The sequence below is a fragment of the Planomicrobium sp. CPCC 101110 genome (genome assembly GCF_007859395.1).
GTDB lineage: Bacteria > Bacillota > Bacilli > Bacillales_A > Planococcaceae > Planococcus.
Map to the genome: position 1 here is coordinate 356379 of NZ_VOHD01000008.1, position 20730 is coordinate 377108.

The following is a 20730-nucleotide window of genomic DNA, read 5'->3' on the forward strand; positions in this document are numbered from 1 at the left end:
AGCTATTACTCACCTGCAATACTGTCAAAAGAGTCCTTTACGCCAAACCCTGGGAGATCATTCGGCTCATACACGCTCCTATTGGCACTTGAACCGAACGGATCGGAAGTGATGTAATGCGGCCCCACCAATTCTTGGGCATAGCCGCCTGAAAACAGCATGGAAATATGGCCGCCTGCATGGGTGCCAAGCTGCGTATCCCACGGGCTAATCAGCACACAATCAATGCCGGACGCTTCTGCTAGATGAAAAATTTTCAGCGCCTGGGTTATTCCCGCACATTTGATCAGCTTGATGCCAAACAGATCGACGGCGCCTTTATGGATTAGGTTCAGCGCATCCTGCACCGAATGGATACTTTCATCTGCCATGATTGGGATGCCGGTATGCCGTCGTATTTCAGCGAGGCCGTCTGTATTCCAGTAAGGAACAGGCTGCTCAATATAATCGATTGCGTACTGCTCAATTTTTCCCATCACTTTAATTGCTTTTTTTACCGTATAGCCTTGGTTGGCGTCTACCCGCAGAGAAATTTCTTCTCCCACCGCTTGGCGTACTTGTTTTACGGCTTCAATATCTTTTTCAGGATCGATGCCAATCTTTATTTTGACTGTTCCAAAACCTTGTTTCGTTTTTTCCTGAGCCAAGCGAGCCATATTTTGCGGAGTATCTTCCCCTAATGCATAGACCAGCGGAACAATTTTCTTTTCCGCTCCCAACAGCTGATATACAGGGGTCTGGAGCCGTTTTCCTTTTAAATCCCATAGCGCCATATCCACAGCAGATTTCGCTCCTGTTGCCGGATACAGCACCGCGTCCATTTTTTGATGGATTTTTTCGATCGAGAAGATATGCTCGCCGATAAGGGCTGGCCTAAGTTCGCTTTCAATAGCCAGTTTCATCATTTGAGCGGTTTCTCCAGTAAAAAAAGGAAGCGGCGACGCCTCGCCTATGCCAGTAACTTCATCCTCATCTGTTATCCTGACGATGATATGCGATTGACTTGTTGGCATATCCCCATAGCTAGTCCGGAAACTCACATTGAAAGGAGTTGAAATCACCTTTGCCTCGACTTTTTTAATAAACATCTCATCTCCCCTCTCCGCTTCTAACTGCATCCAATGTCATTGCGTCAGTTGTCCGATTGCTTTCTCTGCAGCCTGAATCGCTTTCTTTAAAGCAAAGTTCACTTCGTTTCTGCTGCGGAGAAGTGAAGTTTGAAGAAATTGAAATTCATTCGAATTCCGGTCTGTCTGTATCAATTCATCGAGTTCTGCCAGCTTCGGAATCACCGGCTGTTTGAGCGCGAAATCGTGGTCAAATGCATTGCCCTTCACGTAGTTCAACGGCACTAAAATCCGTGAAAGCTCCATTATGGCTTCATTGGCAAGCGATACTTTTACGCGGTCTTCTTTATCGGCCTTGGCAATTGCTCCTTGAAGTTCTTCTACCTTGCTCTTCAATTGCCCGGCCCGCGAAATCGCTAAGGACAAATCGAATAAATCACCCGCTTTTTCCTGCCAATCCTGCACCCCTTCCTCTATTTCTTCAACTCCAGCCAACGGATCGACCGGGATGAGTGGATTGTTCAAAGCTCGGTAAACGATAATGACATAAATTTCGCAATCTCGCTTCAAGAAGTCCGGATCAATTTTGTCGATTGTGTCTTCAGTAGTATGCCACCACCAGCCAAAACCTCCCGCTTTCCCTCCGCCAAACAGATTTTTGAACGCGGCGGCGGCCGGTTCATCTGATGGCACTTGTTCAGACAACCCCATGAAAACCGAAGGCGTGCCTGTTCCAAAAAACGATTGATCGCCTGCGCGCCCAAACCGCGACCCTTCGAATTCCTCTCCTGTCAACGTGCCGATCACTTCTTTTGCCAAGCTTTTCGTTTCCTTCATGCAGTTCGCTTCCGTCAATACGACCGCATCTTTCGCGCCGACCGAATCAACATTGATATGGAGAACGCAATTCTCATACAGCTCTTCCCAATGCGTGTCGCAATACCAAGCTGAACCTGCATAGCGGCCATGCGAATGGCCGGACCAAAATGCCAAACGGAGCGTGCGTTTTAATTTACCTTGGTATTGCGAGAGTATCCGGGCCACTTCCAGCATCACGGCGTTGGCCGTGCCGTTGTCCATGACACCGTAGTGCCAGGAGTCGATATGGCCGCTGAACATAACAAATTTCTCAGGTTCTTCGCTGCCTGCAAGTTCCGCCGTCAGTGTTGGAATGGAACGGAAGCCTGTTTCAACTTCTGTCGATATCTGGCATTTGTTGCCTTCTTTAATCGCTTGCCTGATGGCTTGACCGTTTTCAAAATTCACAGAAACCACAGGAGTTTTTGGCAAATAAGGAACCGTTCTTGGAATAGGCGTGCCCCACACAGGCGAAACAATCATTTCATGTGTATACCTCGCGTTAATGAACAGTGCTGCCGCTGCTCCGTAGGAAGCTGCTTTTTGTACGCCTGCCGGGGTTGCCAACCCATCGATTAGCACTATCTTTCCATTCGCATCATTGGCCCGGTATTCTTCATCCGATCCGCTGCCAATGTCGACAATTTCAGCGGCCAGATTCTGAACCGGTTTAGACATTGAATGGGTGATGCAATCGAATTCTTTGCCATTCACTTCGAGCGATGCGCTCAGTGGGATGCTGATATAGCTGTCACTAAAAAGCAGTTCCGTTTTCAGCCCAAAACTTTCCAACTGGCTTTTTGCGTATTGGAATGCCCTTAACTCCTCTTCTGAACCCGAGAGCCGGACTTCTTTCGCAATTTCTTTTGTGAATTCCATCAGCCCTTCTTTTGAAACCTTTGACAATAATTCGTTTTCAAATTCTTGCAGCTGTTCAGTTTTATGCAAGATAATTCCTCCTCTATTTGAATTTTAATCATCTCAAGGTCTGCTTTTTATCCTTTCTTAAGATTCACTACTTTCCATAATGCAATTTCTATGCCAATTCTTATTTTTTCCAATGAACGCTTGAATCCCCCCAAAAAGGGGAATTACTAAACTTCTAAAATGGCAGATTATGATTTAGGGTTCATTAGGTTGTCTGTTGCACATCCTAAAACAGGTAAAAAGAAAAAAGCAGCGGAAATCCGCTGCTTTTACTTTTTGCCTTTATTCCATTCTTCTGCAAGCACGCCGTACACTACATGGTCGACGTAATGGTCGTAGAGCCACTCGGCTTGACGGATGGTGCCTTCTTCCGTGAATCCCAGCCGTTCAGGGATGGCGCGGCTCCTCTTGTTCTCTGTCGCGACACGGATTTCGACTTTGTCCATTTCCAAAATGTTGATGGCATAGTCGGTCAACGCTCTCGCCACGCGAGTCATGATGCCTTTGCCTTGAAAGTCCTTCCCAAGCCAATAGCCGATTTTGGCGGTTTTGTTCGACTGGTTGATTTCGTTGAATCCGGCCAGACCCGCTATTTCCCCTTTATACAGGATGACCGTGTTCATGCTTCTGCTTTCTACAAAGTTCGTCCGGCCCATCTTGATAAAATCTTCAGTGTCTTCGGGCTTTTGCGTAAAGTCCAGCCAAGGAAGCCATTCTTTCAGATAGTCCCGCGATTGGTCGGTCAACTCGAAAATCCGTTTGGCGTCCCGCATTTCAACCAGCCGCAGGGATAAATCGTCGTCAATCTTATGTATGAACACCAAAATCCCCCCTTGTCTCTTATAACCATCCTAGCATAACCGGTTCTCGCCCCATATAATATTTTTCCTGCAAAACCGCTCGCTGTTTAGAACAAAAAGGAGCGGGAAGTTAAGTGTTGTACTGAAAAATTTGAAATGGAGGTTTTTGGAATGGTTCCAGAACAGCAATTCGAATTTATTCAAAGCTTGCAAAATTGCATGGTCGCCTGCAACAACTGCTACAATGCGTGCTTGCAGGAAGACGATGTGAAAATGATGGCTCAGTGCATCCGCCTCGACCGGGAATGCGCCGACATGTGCGCATTTTTGGCACAGGCTGTCTCCAGAAAATCGCCTTTTGTTTCAGAACTCGCCACGGTTTGCGCGTTCATCTGCGACGCCTGCGGCAATGAATGCAAAAAGCATGATCACGAACATTGCCAGATTTGCGCGGATGCTTGCTTTAAATGTGCAGAAGCGTGCAGAAGTATGATGTAATAGAACAAGGAAACCGGTCATGAATCGCCAAGATTGCGCAGAAGCGGACGAGCCTCCGCTTCTGCGCAATCTTTTTTAGAAAGGAACGGACCATGATGAGTTTAACGCTTGCTGCAGAGTTTTTCCTGCTCCTCTTGCTGAATATGGCAATCGGCGCTGTCGGGTTTATCCCGAGCTTTTTCGTGACGACGCTCAACATCAATTCGTTCGGCATATCAGGCGGCACGCTTCTGTCGTTGTCAGGGGAAATTTTCGGCGCGATTCTCGGCTTTTACCTGTACCGGCTGGGCTTCTCAAAAATGGATCCGGCGTGGCGGGCCCACCGCTTTTTTCAAACGCTGCAAAGCCAGCCGCCCGGACGCGTCTTCTGGTCGGTCATTGGGTTCCGGCTGATTCCGTTTGTGCCGTCCGGCCTGGTGACCGCTGGTGCTTCGCTGACCACAATATCCGCTTGGCGCTTTGCGCTCGCAAGCACCATCGGGAAGATCCCCGCCGTCTTTTTGGAAGTCGCGGCCGCTTACGGCTATACGCAAAGCCTCTCCGCGGAGCACCAGGCCGGCATACTTGCCGCCGTTCTTGTCATTTCCTTGATTCTTTGGATGCTCAGAAAACGAAAAACCGGCTCACGGTAGAGATCAAACGTTCACTTCCTGATCAATCTGCTCGTTGATCCGGCGGACAAATATGTCAGAGGGCTCCATTCCGTGCGACTTCAATCCGGCGACAACCGCACCCGCGACCGGGGCTATCTGCGTCGGCCGGAAATTGACGTTCGGCATCGTATCGGTCGCCAAGCTTTTGAATATGCTGCTGAACAAAGGCCAGTCGGAAAAAACACCGCCTGCCAAGATGATCGTGGTCGGATGATCCGGTTCAAACAGCTGGCGGTGGCATGTCTCAATGCTATGAAGCATTTCTGCGCATGCATCAACCAGGATGCTCAGGGCGATCTCGTCTGAAGCGGCAGCTTCTTCCACCACCAATGGCGCAAGCGGTGCAATGACGGCGCGCGCGTATTCCTGGCCATAGATCTGATTGATGATTTCCGTCAATTCATCGACATGGAAATGGTTCAACAGCCTTCCTGTCAGCGAAGTGGCCGGACCGCGCAAATCGTATTCCTTGAAAACCGCCCGCAGCGCCGCTTTGCCGATCGCAAAACCGCTTCCCGCTTCGTCGAATAAAAAGCCCCAGCCGCCGGCACGGACTTCCTGCCGCTGTTCGTTGATGCCGAATGTAATGGCGCCTGTCCCTGATATCTGGACGATGCCCGCTTCGCCGACTGTGCCCGAATACAAGGCGTTGATGGCATCGTTTTGAACGATCAACATCGCGCCTTCCGGCAAAAAGCCTCGGAGCAGTTCTGCCACTTCCGCGGTTCGCCGGCTTTCATCGACGCCCGCAATTCCAGCGAAACAGACGGTGATTTGGTTGTAGACTTCTTCGTTCTGCCGTTTCAATCCAAGCAGCAAGTCTTTCATCACTTGTTCGAATCCCCGCTGTGATAACGTATTGGGGTTGCTTCGGCCAGTGGCTACCTGCATATAGATATTCCCTTTTTCATCCGCCACGATTCCAGACGTTTTTGTGCCCCCACCGTCAATCCCTAATACATACATCTTGTTGCTCCCACCTTTTTTCGGTCATATAATTGGATAAAGCATTACCGAGATTCTACCATTATACTGGTTATCAAAGGAATTTTAAAAGCCTGCGGCCGGGAATTTTCTGGTGCAGGCTTTTATAGCTGCATGAGTTCAAAGGTTTAGGACAACAATGGAATGCGCTCTTGGTATTTTTTTACGAGGCCGTTGTTATGACCGTCGGCCCCATCGATATTGCCGCTGAGGAATATAGGCGGTTCCACGCCATTGTCCGCCAGTATCCGGATCGCTTCCGCAAAGATGGCATTCAGGATGACTGCGCCAACAACTGTGGAAGTCGGACCGAACGGCACTTTCACTTTTTCGTAAGACAGGATAGCATCGCCGCTCACCGAATGGTTATCGATGACAAGATCCACCGAGTTGAACAAGTGCTTACCGCTCGTGTGGCGTGATGGCTGGCTCTTGGAATATTCCAGTGAAGTCAAGCCGATCACATATGCCCCTTTTCCACTGGCAAACTGGGCCACGTCCACCGGTACAGGGTTGCGTCCCGATGTCGACAAAACAAACACCACATCTTCTTCCCTGAAATCCTGTTCTTCCAAAAAGCTTTCAGCATATTGGTTTTTCCGCTCCAATTGCGAAGAAGTCAACGCGCCTTCGTGAAGCATCAGCGGTTCCACAAAAATCGGCTTCATCGGGACCAATCCTCCCGCCCGGTAGAACACTTCTTCCGTTAAAATATGCGAATGCCCGCAGCCGAACAATTGAATGATGCCGCCTCTTTGAATCGCCTCCGCCACTTTCCGGGCGGCTTCCAGCATATTCGTTTTTTCGCTTTTTTCCACCAGTTCAATCCGTTCTTTCGCTCGTTCAAAATAATCGTTCAGCATTCCATCAGCTCCTGTTTTTTACTTGTTATAAGTATATCCTGAAGCAACTGCTTAGAATTCGAGTGCCGAGATTTTCTTCATGGAGTTTTCGCGTTCTTTTCTAAACTATCACATGCTATACATGCATTCCTCCCTCCCTTACATGAACTTCCTTCCTCTATTTTCCCCTGCAAAATCTCCGTACTACATTTTCCCAAATAAAAAACGCCAACCCCTTTTACCAAGGAGTTGGCGCTTTCATGAAATCCGTATTATTGAGCGATGTTTTGAGAAACCAGAACTTCGTCCACTTTAGCCATAAGCGCATCTTCATCAGAACCATCTGCAACGATTTGGATTTCTCCGCCCATTGCGATTCCAAGCGACATAACGCCCATGATTGATTTCATGTTGACTTGCTTTTCTTTGTACCCTAATTTCACATCTGCCGCGAATGGAGACACCGCTGCGACTAGTGCAGACGCCGGGCGTGCGTGAAGGCCTTCAGGGCTTGTGATTTTATAGCTTTTTTCGATCATGTTACATTCTCTCCTTTTGGTGGCTTCTTTCTAGTTAAACAGCCAATGTCTCTAGGATAGCATTGACCGCTTCCAAAAGTCTATTTTGCAATCCGTATAATATTAAAAATTTGTCTGATGCGTGAACAATTCGAGCGGATTCTTAGCCTCGCTGAAGGACAGTCTTCAGCCCTTACCGCTGGATTTCGCTAGTAAACTTATAGCGGTCGGCCCGGTATGTGCTGCGGACAACTTCAAAAGGCACTTGGCTGCTCAATTTGCTTACCCGTTCGATGACCAATACGGCAAACGGCGTTTCCACATGCAGCAAATCGGCGTCTTCCTTTTTGGCCAGCGCCGCTTCCATCCGCTGTACAGCTCCGCTGATTTTCAGCTTCGCCGTCTTTTCCACGTACTTGTAAAGCGATTCTTTCAGCACTTCTCCGCTAAGATCCGGAAAAAGGGCCACCGGCAAATAGGTCCGTTCAATAGCCATCGGAATGCCGTCAGCATAGCGGATCCGCTCCACAAAATAGATTTCGGCGCTTTCCGCAATATGCAATTTCTCAGCAATCCCTTTATCCGGCTGCCTTTTTTCAAATTTCAGCAATTGGTTGCTCGGCGCCATGCCTCTGGACAGCATGTCTTCCGTAAAGCTTGTCAGACCGCTGAGCGGCTGTTCGACTTTCGGCGCGGCGACAAATGTTCCGCGCCCTTTTTCCCGGTACAGCAAGCCATCATTCACCAGGTTGGTGATCGACTGGCGGACAGTCATGCGGCTGACGCCGAACGTTTCCGTCAATTCCCGTTCAGATGGGATGGCTGCGCCAGGCGGGAATTTGCCTTCTGCGATTTGGTTTTTCAGCTGTTCTTCGATTTGCGCGTAAATCGGGATCGGCGATTGTTTATCTACCACCGCATTCACCGCCCTTCTGTTTTCACAAGCCCGTACGCCTCCTGGTCGACCATGAGCGTAACGTTGTAGTGGTTCCATAAGAACGACGCCGGAAAATCTTTTGTCACTTTTTTCTCGAGCAGCGTCTTCACCGCTTCCGCTTTGCTTTTGCCGGAGGCCAATAAAAGGATTTCTTTGCTTTTCAAAATCGATCGAATCCCCATCGTAATGGCGTGCGTCGGCACTTCATCGATCGAGCCGAAAAAGCGGGCATTGTCTTCACGCGTCGAATCCGCCAATTTGACGCAATGCGTTTCCTCATCTTCTTCGGTCCCCGGTTCATTGAAGCCGATATGGCCGTTTGTCCCGAGCCCTAAAATCTGCAAATCAATCGGCCCGATCGAGTCAATCAACCGTTCGTAGCGACGGCATTCTTCTTCCACTGAATCCGGTTTGCCGTTTGGTAGATGCCGGTTCTCTTCCGGAATATCGATAAACTTGAAAAGATGCTCGTCCATAAATGTGTGGTAGCTTCTTGGATGTTCCGGATCGAGCCCCAAATATTCGTCCAAATTGATCGTTTGGACGTTCCGGTAAGACATGCCGCGTTTTTTGACGCCTTCGCTCATTTTCCGGTAAAGGCCGATTGGCGTGGAGCCTGTAGCCAAACCTAAAACCGAAGCGCTTTTTTCCTCAATCTGCTGTTCGACCCGTTTTGCCGCTTCCTTGCTCAGTGCTTCAAAATCTTTATATACATGGACGTTCATGACAACTCCTCCTTCGAATAAGCAATGATTCCTCTGCAGATGGTCAGTTGCACATTGAATCGTTCGTCAAGAATGGTGATGTCCGCGTCTTTTCCTGCTCCGATGCTGCCTTTTTGCTCAAGCCCCAGTTCCTTCGCCGCATTGGCCGAAGTCATCGCCGCCAAGTCAGCCAACGTACAGCCAGTGATCGAGGCCACATTTCTCACAGCCGCATCCATTGTCAAGATGCTGCCGGCCAGTGTACCGTCCGAAAGCCGTGCGTCCGTTTCCGTCACTTGGACTTCCTGGCCACCAAGGTCGTATACCCCCGGATCAAGCCCTTTTGCCCGCATGGCGTCCGTGATAAGGATCATCCGGCCGGCTCCTTTTTGGCGGAAAGCAAGCGCCACTGACTGCGGATGGCTATGGACGAAATCAGCAATCACTTCGACCGTTAACGCGTCCTCCAGCAAGGAGGCGCCGACCACTCCAGGATTCCGGTGGTGCAGCGGGCTCATTTGGTTGTATAGATGGGTTACGTGGCTCGCTCCCTTGTTTACCGCTTCCTGCACTTGTTCAAACGTCGCATCGGTATGCCCGATCGAAGCAATCACGCCGCTTTTGGAAACGGCTTCGATAAATTCCAGCCCGTTCTCCGCTTCGGGCGCGACGGTCACCAGTTTGATGCGGTTGCCGCTCCTTTCCTGCCACTGCGTAAACTGCGGGATTGAAGGGTCCGTGATGTGTTCAAGCGGTTGCGCGCCTGCCCGCTTCGCTGAAATGAACGGCCCTTCCAGATGGACTCCGAGCATTTCCGCTTGGCCATCACTTGCTTTGAAGCGGCTGGCGTTTTGCAGCGCTTCTGTAATGGCATTTTCCGATTGGGTCATCGTCGTCGCCAAAAAGCTTGTCGTCCCTTCGCTCGGAAGCGCGCCCGCTATTTCCGCCAATGCCTCTGGCGTTGCATCCATCGCATCAAACCCTGCGGCTCCGTGGATGTGGACGTCAATAAATCCTGGAAGAGCACTCCAGTTTTTATCGGCCGCATCGATGTGGATATCCGCCGTCCGGTCAATCCTCGGTGCCACTTCGACAATTTTGCCGCCTCTTAAAAAGATGTCGCCGTTGAATTCGCCAGTCAAGGCATCGGCAATCGTTATGTTGGAAATCAAGATGCTGTTAGCCATTTTAGCCCCTCCTTTGGAAAACCAGGAAAATCACAATGGATCTCCTGGCCTGTTTTGTCATTATTGTACCTTGATGATAGAACCCGTACCTTGGCGTTGGTTGCCGGTTTTCAATACTTCAAGTTTCTGATCGGTTAAATTGGTGAAAACAACCGGTGTAACGGTCGATGGCGCTTTTGCTCCGACATAATCCATGTCGACTTTCAATAACGCGTCGCCTCGCTGCACGAGCTGGCCATCTTTCACGAGCAAGTCAAATCCTTGGCCCCCAAGATGTACCGTATCCAATCCGAAATGGATCAGCACTTCGACGCCAGTATCCGTCTCCAGTCCGATAGCATGTTTTGTCGGGAAGATGCTGACCACTTTTCCATCGACCGGTGAATGGATGGTATTGCCCGATGGCACAATCGCGAATCCTGGCCCCATCATGCCTTGCGCAAACACTTCATCCGGAACTTCAGAAAGCGGAATAATCTTTCCGTCTACCGGCATCAGAAAATCTTCCGGCAGGATTTCTTTGCCCGCCGCTTTTCCGCCCGGAGCAGCTGCATCAAAATCAATAGCATCCCGCTGGTCCGGCGCTGGATTGCCGTTTGCGATGCGTTTCTTCATGGCATCCGCTAAAAATTCCACTGCTGTTCCGATAACCACTTGGATGTTGGTTTTATTGATCCTCATCAGTCCGCGTGCGCCTGTACGCTTCAATTCTCTTTCGTCCACCCGGTCCGCGTCTTTCACCGTCAAGCGAAGGCGCGTCGTGCAGTAATCGACAGCAACGATATTGTCGGTGCCGCCAAGCGCCGCAATCGTCTGGTATGCTCTGGCATCCGTTTCATCCCTCCCAGCTGCTGCATGTTCTGTGCTGTCCCCTTCAACCATTTCCTCGTCTTCATCTTCCCGCCCTGGCGTTTTCAAGTCCAGCTTGATGATCAGGAGATAGAAGATGGCAAAATAAATCACACTGGTAAAGAGGCCTATCACCAAAAGCATCAGCGGATTCTCGGCAAGCCCGAAATTCAGCACATAGTCGATGGCTCCGGCCGAGAAGCCGAAACCATGCCGGATATCAAAAGCAAACGCCACCATCATGGCGACACCTGTCAATAGAGCATGGACCACATATAAGATTGGAGACAGGAACATGAACGAGAATTCAATCGGTTCTGTGATTCCTGTCAAGAAAGAAGTAAAGGCGATACTGAAAAGCATCCCGCCGACAGCCGCTTTACGTTCTTTTTTAGCCGCCATGTACATGGCAAGACAAGCCGCCGGAAGCCCGAACATCATGATCGGGAAAAATCCGGAAAGGAATGGCCCCGCTGTCGGATCGCCTTTTAGGAAACGGTTGATTTCCCCGCGCACGACTTCGCCGCTCGCATCGGTGAACGTTCCAAAATCAAACCACACGATAGTGTTGATGACATGGTGCAAACCTGTCGGCAAAAGCAGGCGGTTCAAGAAACCGTAAGCTCCGACGCCGAACATGCCGGCATTCAAAATCCAATCGCCTGCCGCGTCAATGCCTTGTTGAATCGGCGGCCACGCATAACCCAGTACGCCCGCCAACACCGTCATGGCTGCTGCGGTGACAATGGGGACAAAGCGCCTGCCTCCGAAAAACGCCAGCCAAGCCGGAAATTTCACATTGTAGAATTTATTGTATAAAAGCCCGCCGACAATACCCGAAAGAATCCCGGCAAATACCCCCATGTTGATCGACTCGTTGATCGTTACGATTGCCGAAGTCAAGACAAGATAAGCGATGGCGCCAGCGAGTGCCGCCCCGCCGTTGCTGTCATGGGCAAGTCCGAACGCGATGCCGATGGCAAAAATGATGGCAAGGTTGTCGATAATCCCCGCACCCGCCGCAGACAAAAACGGAATGCCGAGCAGATCATCCTGGCCAAACCGCAAAAGCAAAGCGGCAGCTGGAAGCGTCGCAATCGGAAACATCAATGATTTCCCTATTCGTTGCAAAAAGTTAAACAAATGGTCTCACTCCTTTGTGTATGATTAAGTTCACTATAACCAACGCCTGTATAGTTGTCTATACCAATTTAATAAATAATTGAAAGCCTTTACATTCATTTTACAAGAAGCATTCTTGTCTGTTTACAACTAAAAAAGGCTGAACGCAAAAGCTTCAGCCTTTCTTTTCAGGATTCCTTCAAACCCAAATGATTTGAAATTTAACGCCGCCCTGTATCGATGCCAGCAAAGGCCGATCTTGCTCGATGATCCTGCCAATAACATTCACTTTTTCATCCGCCTGCAAATCCCTTTTTGTCAGCTGGATTTCGCCTTGATAGCGTCCGTATTTTTCATTGTCGACCGTAACGCTTCCGCGCAGCCTTTCAATGGTATTTTCGGGTGCAGCCGCATGAGGGCCGGTCAATCCGTATTCCCTGGATTCGATTGAGCGGACGCAATCGCGTGCAGCGTCCCGGCGATTGGTCTGGACCGCGGCCAGCCTCTCCAGCAACGGCGGATCGGAAATGAATGCTTCCGCGCGCAACTGAACCACGCCTTGGTCGTACAGCGCAAATTGGGCCATCGATTCTTCGCTGATGGCCGGGTCGCCTATCAGGATTTTATCGACTGACCCTGTTTTCAACAAATCGAGATACGCTGAAAACGGCGAAGAATGCCGATGGTCCTCCAAAGTGGGAAGCCCTTGAAAAAGCGGTCCCCTGCGTTTCCCGTCACCGGGAACAAATGCCATTACCGTAAGGCCTTCCCGCTTCAGCCATTGGTTCACCCGGACGAACTCCTCTGCATCTAATCCGGTTTCCGGGCGGGGATAAAAATTATGCCACGCTTCCACAGATTCCATCCGCAGCCCGGCACTTTTCAGGCGCTTTAAATTTTCCGCCGTTAACGTGCTGGCATTCAGCGCAATTTTCATTTTGCCGGACAATTCGGCAATCTTTTTTTCATCGATTCCATAATCGATCCGCAAACCGGCTAGCCCCCATTCAAGCAGGCCATCTGCGTTTTCCCAGTCAAAGCCAAGATGGGCGAGAGATTCAGGCGAGATATCCGCCATAAGCTCAAAATCATATTTAACAGCAAGCGCACCCAAGTCCTTTAGCCGCTCTTCGTACAGCGCCGGGTTTTCTTCCGGAATATGCAGCGATGTAAAAATCGAAGAAAAGCCGTTTTCCCGTATCCTTCGAATATAAGGTTCCAAATTCTTGATCGACTCTTCGCCAAGATATACAGAAATGCCGCGCATGTTGCTGCCTCCTTTTGCAAAAATGAAAAAAGGGAGAAGCATCCCCCTTTTTCTTTTGTTTCATGAGTTTTGCGGAGAATGCTGACTTAAGCCTGTCGGGGCTAGACGGCTGCCTCCGCTTTTCTTATTGTCCAGACTTCAACGGTCAGGTTCTCGGGTCATAAGCCAACCCAGCTGTGTGGCAGAAAGCGCCACTTCGCTAAATTGTCTAAAACCTTTATTGCTCCTGCAGCACTTCGTGCTTCGTCGCAAAGAGATCGCCCAAACTTCTTTTGGGCCATCTCTTGCCTGTCGAACCTGAACGACCGTTTCCACTTTTCTATATCCCCTCTGCCATTTCTTCTTTGAAGCCGAAGAGGTAGGTGAAGAGGAAGCCGAATGTGTAGGCGACGACCAGGCCTAGGAAGTAAAGGATGTATTTGTTTTCAGCAATCAATGGAATCAAGGAAATGCCCGATACGCCGATTCCGAGGGCTGCTGTGTGCATGATTGCCTGGAACGCTCCTCCGCATGCCGCACCAAGGCAGGCTGTGACGAAAGGGCGGCCTAACGGCAAAGTGACTCCGTATAACAATGGTTCCCCGATTCCAAGGACACCCACCGGAAGCGCGCCTTTGATGATATTGCGCAAACGCTGATTTTTGGTCTTGACGAAAATCGCGATCGTGCCTCCGACTTGTCCCGCTCCCGCCATCGCTAAAATCGGCAGCAGCGCGGTGCTTCCCAGCGTATTCATCAGTTCAAGATGGATAGGCGTCAGCCCATGGTGAAGGCCCAGCATGACAAGCGGCAAGAAGAATCCTGCCAGTATGGCTCCGGCAACCACTCCGCCAACATCCAAAATCGCGATCAGTCCCGTCGTGATGCCATCGGATAAAACGCCGGCAATCGGTACAATCGCGTACAGCGATACAAAACCGACGATCAGTATTGTAATCAATGGCGTAAAGAGAATGTCCACGGAACTGTGCATAACCGTCCGGACCCTTTTCTCAATGAAAGTCATCAGCCAAGCGGCAAACACGACGCCAAACAAACCGCCGCGACCGACAACGAGCGGCTCGCCATAAATCGTTATTTCCGCCAATAACGGATTGAACAAGATTCCACCGGCAATCGCCCCCAGCACCGGAGCGCCTCCGAATTCTTTGGCCGTATTCCAGCCGACTAAGATAGCCAAGTATGTAAACACCGTGCTTCCCAGCAGCAATAAAATCTGCATCCATGTGACAGTTGCATCAACGCCCGCGTTCTTGGCAAAGTTCGCCGCTCCGTTGATGATCCCGGACGCGACCAGCCCTGGAATGAGCGGAATGAAAATATTTCCGACCCTGCGCAGGAAAAGTTTAAACGGCGTTTTGTTCTTTTCTTTCATGTTCGCTTTCTTCAAAGCAGCGCGTTCACTGAAATCCATGTCCCTTTCATCAACCGGCGCTTCTTCCCCGATTGCCAGCCCTGTTTCCTGGCTCATTTCGGCAGCCACTTTGTTGACTGTTCCTGGACCGACAACAATTTGAAGTGTGTCGTCTTCAATAACTCCCATAACCCCATCAATTCTTTTCAGGTCATTGATATCTGCTTTGCTGTCGTCTTTCAATGACAACCGCAGACGCGTCATACAATGCGCCACTTTCTGGACATTCCCTTTTCCCCCGATTTTCCCGAGAATGTCATGAGCCATTTTTTGTTCTTTTTTCATACTGTCCCCCCGCTCTCCCGCTTCTTGTTTTTTCTAAACCGCTTTACGTACAAAACCGCCTGCTGATGCTAATTTCGCTTCCGCTTCTTCTTTTGTGCAGTCAAGTAAAATCATGACGATTGCCACCTTCACCTGCCCATCCGCTTTTTCATAATAGAGCTGTGCCGTGCCGTAATCGACTTGCGCCGAATCCATGATGATTTTTTTGGAGCGCTCGATCAGCTTGATGTTGGTCGCTTGCACATCCACCATCAAGTTTCCGTAGACTTTCCCGATGCCGATCATAGAAGCGGTGGAGATCATGTTCAACACCAGCTTCTGGGCAGTTCCCGCTTTCAACCGGGTGGAACCTGTCAGCACTTCAGGCCCAGTTTCAATTTCGATGGCAATCTGCGCATATTGGCTGATTTCAGCCCCTTTGTTGCAGGAAATTGCGGCTGTCTTTGCGCCTCTTTCATTGGCGTATTGCAAAGCCCCGATTACGTAAGGCGTTCTGCCGCTTGCCGCAATGCCGATGACCGTATCTTTCTCAGTTAAAGCAACGGACTTCAAATCTTTCTTGCCCATTTCCAGGCTGTCTTCCGCTCCTTCGACCGCTTCTGAGAACGCTTTCATCCCTCCGGCTAAAAATCCCATCACCACTTCCGGGGAAATCCCGAAGGTCGGTCCGCATTCAACCGCATCAAGCACCCCTAAGCGCCCGCTTGTTCCGGCGCCCAAATAAATCAGCCTGCCGCCAGCTTTGAATGACCCGATGACCGCTTTCACCGCCTGTTCAATTTGCGGCATTTCATCCGCGATTGCAAGCGGCACTTTCTGATCTTCCCTGTTCATCGTTTCCAATATTTCCATTGTTGACATTTCATCAAGGCGCATCGTTTCTTGGTTTCTTTTTTCTGTAGACAAGTTTTCCAGCATCGGATCATCCTTTTGGAATTTATTTCTTAAATCTATTGTAATTATTCGAAATTTTAAGTCAATACTTTTTATTTAAAATATGAAATTTAATTTCAAACCATAAACAAAAAAACACCACTTGAAGCGGTGTCTGTAAAGCAGGTCTGATTCATCTTCGCAGGTTTTCCATTTCCGCGCGCGCATCGTAATATTTCTGCACCACTTTTTCGCCGATGTGATGGAACATGCTCATATAGAGCGTATCAACAACTGTCAGTTGCGTCATTCTCGACGAGATGCTGCCGATCCGGAAATCCTGTTCCACGTTCGGTGTGCAGAGCCGGATGTCCGCTTCTTTATATAAAGGGGATTTGTTGATGGTTGTCAGCGCGATAACCGTTGCGCCTCTCTTTTTGGCAAAGCGGGATAACTCGAGAACATCTTTTGTTTTTCCGGAAGTGCTGATGGCGACAAAGACGTCTTTTTCCGTCAAATGCGGAATAAGCGACAGCATATAATGGAAATCCAATGACGTGATGGAATGATAGCCGAGCTTTGTGAATTTATATTGGGCATCAACTGCGGCTGTCGATGAACCGCCGACTCCAAAAAAGACAAGTTTCTCAGCCTCTTTGAGGGCTTCCACCGCTTTTGCCAGCTCTTTCCGGTCCATGGAATCTGCGCATGATTCTATGGCCGATTTGTTGACATGGATGATTTTGTGGAACAAGTCATAAGGCGAGTCCTTCTGCTGCAGAACCGAAAAATCCGTCAAATTCGTATCCATTAGCGTCACGTCTTTCAAAAGGGCCAGCTTGAAAGTCTTGAAGCTTCCCATCCCGATCGATTTGCAGAAACGGATGATCGAAGCTTCACTCACTCCCGATTTCTCAGACAGCTCTTTTGTGGTCATGTGGGGGACCGCATCCGGCCTTTCGATGATATATTCGCCGATCCGCCTTTCCGCTTCGGACAATTGAGGCAAACTCGATTCTATTTTTGCTACCAACGATTTCATAAACAAACCTCCAACCAAATTCAGGTGCTTTTCTAGCAGCGCTTCGCTTCTACTGAATAGTATAGGAGAAATGTTTGCCGCGCAAATAAAAACTTAACGCTTATGGAAAGATTGATTGGAATTGCCCTGATGTTCCAGTGTGACAGGAAGCTGCCCCTTCACTTCCGTTTTTCCCGCCAATGCTTCAGCCGCCACTTCCAAAGCGGCTGGCGTATATTCATATGTGCAGATCCTTCGGTTTGCCCCCGGAAACAGGGCCGCATCGTAAGGCGTTCGAACGGCAACGACATCAACCGGCTTCCCGCTGTCAATCAAGTGGGCAACCAATTTTTGCTGCTCTGGAATCCTGGCGGCATTCGAGGTCAGTACCACTATGTGATCGTGTTTTTTCAATTTGGGCTCTAGGGCAGCCAATTCATCTTCATAGCGGGACAAATCTATTTCACACGCTTCGGCATATTCATGGACAATCTGCAGTTTCTCCGCCAATGCAGAATTAGCAATGTGCAGATCTTCAACGATGGCGGAATACTCATCTGCTGTATGGACTACCAGCACTTTGTCTTTTGTTTTGATAGGCGCCCCCCTTTCTCCGACTAACGTAATGCCGTCCTGATAAATCCCTTTCACTTTATCATGGTGGGCCTGCGATCCAATAAAAGCTTCCACTTCATGAGTTGTCCAGACATCATCCCAAGACACGCAGCCGGAAATCATGCGTTCGATCCGCTCAATCGACTGGTCGACTTGCTGTTCTGAAATTCCGCCTCTTTCTACAGCTTCGGCTAATTCCAGAACCGCTTGTTCCTGCACGGCATGGCTATGCGATACCATCACCATATCAACTCCGGCTTCGACCGCTTTCACGCAGCCCTTTACCGTTCCAATCCCGTTGATAATGGCATCCATCTCCATGCAGTCGGTTGTGATGACGCCATCAAACCCAAGCTCTTCCCGAAGCAGCCCGGTTATGACCGAATGCGATAAGGTGGCTGGCTTGTTGGGTTCCTTTTCCAATGCCGGAAAATAGACATGGGCACTCATCACGGCATCGGCTCCGCTGGCGATGCATTTTTTGAACGGCACAAGTTCCACTTCATGGAGCCTTTTCAAATCATGGCTGATGACCGGCAGATCCCGATGGGAATCCACAGAGGTGTCGCCATGCCCCGGAAAATGTTTTAGCGTTGACATGACGCCTGCTTCCCTCATCCCCAGCATGAATTGTTCAGCCATTTCCGCGACGCTATGGGCCTCTTCGCCGAAAGAACGGACGCCGATGACCGGGTTTTGCGGATTGTTATTGATATCAACAACAGGCGCAAGGTTCCAGTTGATGCCAAGCGCCTTCATTTCTTTCCCGGTCAGGATGCCTGCCTGGAAAGCATGCCTGGGATTTCGGGTCGCACCGAGCAGCATCGCTCCGGGAATGGCAGTGGTGCCCTCGCTGATTCTGCGGACGGTGCCATTTTCCTGATCGAGGCAAATCAGCAGCGGCGTCGCATACCCGGCTGCTTTCGCCTCTTTTTGCAGATTCCGGGTAAGTTCTAAAACTTCTGCCGGCGTGCCGATATTGCGGACGAACAATATGACACCCCCGATATGATAGGTATGGATCAGATGTTTCATTTTCTCAGATACGGTCTTGCCGTGAAATCCGGCAATCAATAAGCGGCCCACTTTTTTCTGCAATGACATGTTCTTCCTCCTTTACTCCTCCGGCAGATTTGCCAGGATGATATTATGCAAGCGCGGACGCAAGCGGATGATTGCGTCCTGGCGTCCAAAATAAACGCGGTTTGTCAGTAAAATCACGGATGTCTCACAAACAGGATCAATATAAAAGCTGGTGCCGGTGAATCCGGTGTGCCCATATGAAAGCGGCGACATCAAATCCCCCATCGGGCCGGGCCCTTCATCTTTCAACTGCCAGCCAAGCCCCCGGCATTCATCCGAAAACGGGGTGAAATTCTCGCGTGATTTCTTCAGCCAAAGCGGATGCAAGATCCGCCTTCCGGCATGCATGCCATCGTTTTCGAGCATATCCGTGAAGATGGCGGTGTCCCCAAGAGTGGAAAACAGTCCGGCATGCCCGCTGACGCCGCCCATCGATTCCGTATTTTCGTCATGGACGATTCCGTATTTATGGTCCTGCAGCCGCTCGCTCCATTCGGTCGGCGCGTATTGGGAGCGCTTGTAATCCGGCCGATACTTAGTATTGTTCATTCCCATCGGGCCAAAAAGATGCTGCTGCGCACATTCTTCGATGGATTTCCCGGTGGCTTTCTCCACAATTCCCATAAGCAAAATAAAACCCAAGTCGCTGTATTCAACTTTTGTTCCCGGTGCATAAGCCAATTGTTCACCGCAAATTGCGCTATAGATTTCCTGCACTGTTCTTTTTTGTTCAAAGTAATGCCGGTGCGAAGGCAGGCCGGAGGAATGCGACAGCAGCTGCTGAATCCGGATGTTTTCTTTTCCATGCGCTGCGAATTCAGGAAAAAAGGTGGTGACCCGGTCGTGAAGGTAGATGTCTCCCGATTCAAGAAGCTGCAAGACGAGCGGCAGCGTCACCATCACTTTTGTCAGCGAAGCCATATCGAACACATGCCGCGTTGTAAGTTCAGTTTTATCCTTCCCTAAACTGTTGGTCCCAAGCGCTTCATTAAGGAGGATCCGCCCTTTGTGCTTGACGCGGATAACAGCGCCCGGTGTTGTTTGTCGATCGATTTCCCGCTGCAAAAATGAAACCGCCTTGTCCCTCATCGTCTCTCCACCCTTTCAGCGGACGCTTTTATTTCTTCCATAAAAGCGTCGCTTGTCCCTATTCCTTGCGTCTTCAATCCCGCAATCAATGCTCCCCCGACCGGCGCAACTTGCGCTGGCTGAAACACCGCGTTCGGCAAGGATACGCGCGCCAGCTTTTCGAACAGAGGGATGAACAATTCGGAATCACTGAAAACGCCGCCTGCCAATACGATTGGCGTCGGATGCGCTTTTTCGAAAAGCTCCTGATGGCACGCTTCAATGCACAGGAGCATCTGGGTACATGCATCCTCGAGCATGCTTTGCGCCAATCCGTCTCCCGATTTCGCCTCTTCGATAACAAACGGGGCTAGCGGTGCAATGACAGAACGGGGATGTTCCTTTCCGTAGACTTTGTCGATCAAGTCCGGCACACGCCCGACACCAAAATGGTCAAGCAGCCGTCCAGTCAAAGATGTGGCAGATCCGCGGCCATCATGATGCCGGAACGCTGCGCGAAGCGCCTTCTTTCCTAAATCGAATCCGCTGCCCTCATCATCAAACAAATAACCCCAGCCGCCGGAGCGTACCGTCTTGCCGTTTTCATTGATCCCGTAAGCGATCGCACCAGTCCCGGCTATTTGGACAATGCCTGCTTCGCCGGCCGTCCCGGCATACAAGGCGTTCACCGCATCGTTTTCGACAAATACTTTTGTTTCAGGAGGCAAGTGCTCTTTCAGCAAGGCCGCAATTTCAGCATCCCGGCCGCTTTCGCCGACTCCTGCCATGCCGGCGAAACAAACCGACAGCTGGCTGAACACGGCCGGATCCTGCTCTCTTAACTGCAGCAGCAAGCCCTCCATCACTTGATGGAATTCTGCCTGTGTCAGTGTATTCGGGTTGCTACGCCCAGCTGCTGCGTGCATATAAACTTTGCCCTGCTCATCAGCGACCATGCCGGCGGTCTTCGTTCCTCCTCCGTCTATTCCTAAAACATACATCTGTGTCCCTCCGCCTTTTCGTATATTACTCTCATTATAAATTGTTGAAATATTTTTTCAACTTTGCATTTATTATCCAGTATTAAACTCGTCCTCAAAAAGAAGAGCCAAAAGCAATTCCGCTTTTGGCTCTTCTCAATTTGTTGAATTGGAAAAT

19 protein-coding genes are annotated in these 20730 nt (G+C 49.9%); 2 read left to right on the plus strand and 17 right to left on the minus strand.

Features of this window, described 5'->3' with window-relative positions; genetic code table 11:
- Nucleotides 1-5 precede the first annotated feature (5 nt).
- The 3 genes from FQV30_RS13510 to FQV30_RS13520 all read right to left on the minus strand — a co-directional run bounded on the left by FQV30_RS13510 (nt 6) and on the right by FQV30_RS13520 (nt 3673).
- Nucleotides 6-1088, minus strand: a complete 1083-nt coding sequence (locus FQV30_RS13510) for a mandelate racemase/muconate lactonizing enzyme family protein (RefSeq protein ID WP_186725661.1) — start codon at nt 1086-1088, stop codon at nt 6-8.
- 36 nt (nt 1089-1124) lie between these two features.
- Nucleotides 1125-2873, minus strand: coding sequence for a M28 family metallopeptidase (locus FQV30_RS13515; protein WP_255473463.1), 1749 nt, complete (start codon nt 2871-2873; stop codon nt 1125-1127).
- Nucleotides 2874-3121: 248 nt separating this feature from the next.
- A complete protein-coding gene (locus tag FQV30_RS13520; protein WP_146500676.1) occupies nt 3122-3673 on the minus strand; it encodes a GNAT family N-acetyltransferase in 552 nt (183 codons plus the stop codon).
- A 150-nt stretch (nt 3674-3823) separates the two neighbouring features.
- On the opposite strand from FQV30_RS13520, the gene FQV30_RS13525 reads away from it, so the two are divergent.
- A complete protein-coding gene (locus tag FQV30_RS13525; protein WP_146500776.1) occupies nt 3824-4150 on the plus strand; it encodes a four-helix bundle copper-binding protein in 327 nt (108 codons plus the stop codon).
- 92 nt (nt 4151-4242) lie between these two features.
- Entirely contained in the window at nt 4243-4782 is a 540-nt protein-coding gene (locus FQV30_RS13530; protein ID WP_146500677.1) for a TVP38/TMEM64 family protein, read from the plus strand.
- Nucleotides 4783-4785: 3 nt separating this feature from the next.
- Here the strand turns inward: FQV30_RS13530 and FQV30_RS13535 are convergent, their stop codons facing one another.
- From FQV30_RS13535 to FQV30_RS13600, 14 genes are all read right to left on the minus strand, one after another.
- A complete protein-coding gene (locus tag FQV30_RS13535) occupies nt 4786-5769 on the minus strand; it encodes an N-acetylglucosamine kinase (protein WP_146500678.1) in 984 nt (327 codons plus the stop codon).
- Between the two features lie 146 nt (nt 5770-5915).
- Nucleotides 5916-6650, minus strand: a complete 735-nt coding sequence (locus FQV30_RS13540; protein ID WP_146500679.1) for an SIS domain-containing protein — start codon at nt 6648-6650, stop codon at nt 5916-5918.
- A 251-nt stretch (nt 6651-6901) separates the two neighbouring features.
- A complete protein-coding gene (locus tag FQV30_RS13545; RefSeq protein ID WP_146500680.1) occupies nt 6902-7168 on the minus strand; it encodes an HPr family phosphocarrier protein in 267 nt (88 codons plus the stop codon).
- A gap of 172 nt (nt 7169-7340) precedes the next feature.
- The gene (locus FQV30_RS13550; protein WP_146500681.1) at nt 7341-8063 is read right to left on the minus strand and encodes a GntR family transcriptional regulator; all 723 of its coding nucleotides are present in this window, start codon (nt 8061-8063) and stop codon (nt 7341-7343) included.
- A gap of 5 nt (nt 8064-8068) precedes the next feature.
- A complete protein-coding gene (gene nagB, locus FQV30_RS13555) occupies nt 8069-8809 on the minus strand; it encodes a glucosamine-6-phosphate deaminase (RefSeq protein WP_146500682.1) in 741 nt (246 codons plus the stop codon).
- Complete coding sequence (nagA, locus tag FQV30_RS13560; protein WP_146500683.1) at nt 8806-9975, minus strand: N-acetylglucosamine-6-phosphate deacetylase; 1170 nt, start codon at nt 9973-9975, stop codon at nt 8806-8808. Before nagA ends, nagB begins: the two co-directional genes overlap by 4 nt.
- A gap of 60 nt (nt 9976-10035) precedes the next feature.
- Nucleotides 10036-11967 (minus strand): N-acetylglucosamine-specific PTS transporter subunit IIBC, encoded by a 1932-nt coding sequence (nagE, locus tag FQV30_RS13565; RefSeq protein WP_146500684.1) that lies wholly within the window; start codon nt 11965-11967, stop codon nt 10036-10038.
- Nucleotides 11968-12145: 178 nt separating this feature from the next.
- Nucleotides 12146-13213 carry a DUF871 domain-containing protein gene (locus FQV30_RS13570; protein ID WP_146500685.1) on the minus strand — a complete coding sequence of 356 codons (1068 nt, stop codon included), beginning with the start codon at nt 13211-13213 and terminating at the stop codon, nt 12146-12148.
- Nucleotides 13214-13532: 319 nt separating this feature from the next.
- A complete protein-coding gene (locus FQV30_RS13575) occupies nt 13533-14912 on the minus strand; it encodes a PTS transporter subunit EIIC (RefSeq protein ID WP_146500686.1) in 1380 nt (459 codons plus the stop codon).
- A gap of 33 nt (nt 14913-14945) precedes the next feature.
- Nucleotides 14946-15830: an N-acetylmuramic acid 6-phosphate etherase gene (gene murQ, locus FQV30_RS13580; protein WP_146500687.1), complete on the minus strand. Its 885-nt coding sequence runs from the start codon at nt 15828-15830 to the stop codon at nt 14946-14948.
- 148 nt (nt 15831-15978) lie between these two features.
- Nucleotides 15979-16827 (minus strand): MurR/RpiR family transcriptional regulator, encoded by an 849-nt coding sequence (locus tag FQV30_RS13585; RefSeq protein WP_146500688.1) that lies wholly within the window; start codon nt 16825-16827, stop codon nt 15979-15981.
- 93 nt (nt 16828-16920) lie between these two features.
- Nucleotides 16921-18525: a beta-N-acetylhexosaminidase gene (nagZ, locus tag FQV30_RS13590; RefSeq protein WP_146500689.1), complete on the minus strand. Its 1605-nt coding sequence runs from the start codon at nt 18523-18525 to the stop codon at nt 16921-16923.
- Nucleotides 18526-18537: 12 nt separating this feature from the next.
- Nucleotides 18538-19593 carry a serine hydrolase domain-containing protein gene (locus FQV30_RS13595; protein WP_146500690.1) on the minus strand — a complete coding sequence of 352 codons (1056 nt, stop codon included), beginning with the start codon at nt 19591-19593 and terminating at the stop codon, nt 18538-18540.
- The gene (locus tag FQV30_RS13600; protein WP_146500691.1) at nt 19590-20573 is read right to left on the minus strand and encodes an N-acetylglucosamine kinase; all 984 of its coding nucleotides are present in this window, start codon (nt 20571-20573) and stop codon (nt 19590-19592) included. The genes FQV30_RS13595 and FQV30_RS13600 overlap by 4 nt, the downstream gene beginning before the upstream one ends.
- Nucleotides 20574-20730: the final 157 nt, after the last annotated feature.

Excerpts from the sequence above, each read along its gene's own strand:
- FQV30_RS13510 (WP_186725661.1), bottom strand. The coding sequence starts at position 1,088 with ATGTTTATTAAAAAAGTCGAGGCAAAGGTGATTTCAACTCCTTTCAAT.
- FQV30_RS13525 (WP_146500776.1), top strand. The coding sequence starts at position 3,824 with ATGGTTCCAGAACAGCAATTCGAATTTATTCAAAGCTTGCAAAATTGC.
- FQV30_RS13530 (WP_146500677.1), top strand. The coding sequence starts at position 4,243 with ATGATGAGTTTAACGCTTGCTGCAGAGTTTTTCCTGCTCCTCTTGCTG.
- FQV30_RS13535 (WP_146500678.1), bottom strand. The coding sequence starts at position 5,769 with ATGTATGTATTAGGGATTGACGGTGGGGGCACAAAAACGTCTGGAATC.
- FQV30_RS13540 (WP_146500679.1), bottom strand. The coding sequence starts at position 6,650 with ATGCTGAACGATTATTTTGAACGAGCGAAAGAACGGATTGAACTGGTG.
- FQV30_RS13545 (WP_146500680.1), bottom strand. The coding sequence starts at position 7,168 with ATGATCGAAAAAAGCTATAAAATCACAAGCCCTGAAGGCCTTCACGCA.
- nagB (WP_146500682.1), bottom strand. The coding sequence starts at position 8,809 with ATGAACGTCCATGTATATAAAGATTTTGAAGCACTGAGCAAGGAAGCG.
- nagA (WP_146500683.1), bottom strand. The coding sequence starts at position 9,975 with ATGGCTAACAGCATCTTGATTTCCAACATAACGATTGCCGATGCCTTG.
- FQV30_RS13570 (WP_146500685.1), bottom strand. The coding sequence starts at position 13,213 with ATGCGCGGCATTTCTGTATATCTTGGCGAAGAGTCGATCAAGAATTTG.
- FQV30_RS13575 (WP_146500686.1), bottom strand. The coding sequence starts at position 14,912 with ATGAAAAAAGAACAAAAAATGGCTCATGACATTCTCGGGAAAATCGGG.
- murQ (WP_146500687.1), bottom strand. The coding sequence starts at position 15,830 with ATGCTGGAAAACTTGTCTACAGAAAAAAGAAACCAAGAAACGATGCGC.
- FQV30_RS13585 (WP_146500688.1), bottom strand. The coding sequence starts at position 16,827 with ATGAAATCGTTGGTAGCAAAAATAGAATCGAGTTTGCCTCAATTGTCC.
- nagZ (WP_146500689.1), bottom strand. The coding sequence starts at position 18,525 with ATGTCATTGCAGAAAAAAGTGGGCCGCTTATTGATTGCCGGATTTCAC.
- FQV30_RS13595 (WP_146500690.1), bottom strand. The coding sequence starts at position 19,593 with ATGAGGGACAAGGCGGTTTCATTTTTGCAGCGGGAAATCGATCGACAA.
- FQV30_RS13600 (WP_146500691.1), bottom strand. The coding sequence starts at position 20,573 with ATGTATGTTTTAGGAATAGACGGAGGAGGAACGAAGACCGCCGGCATG.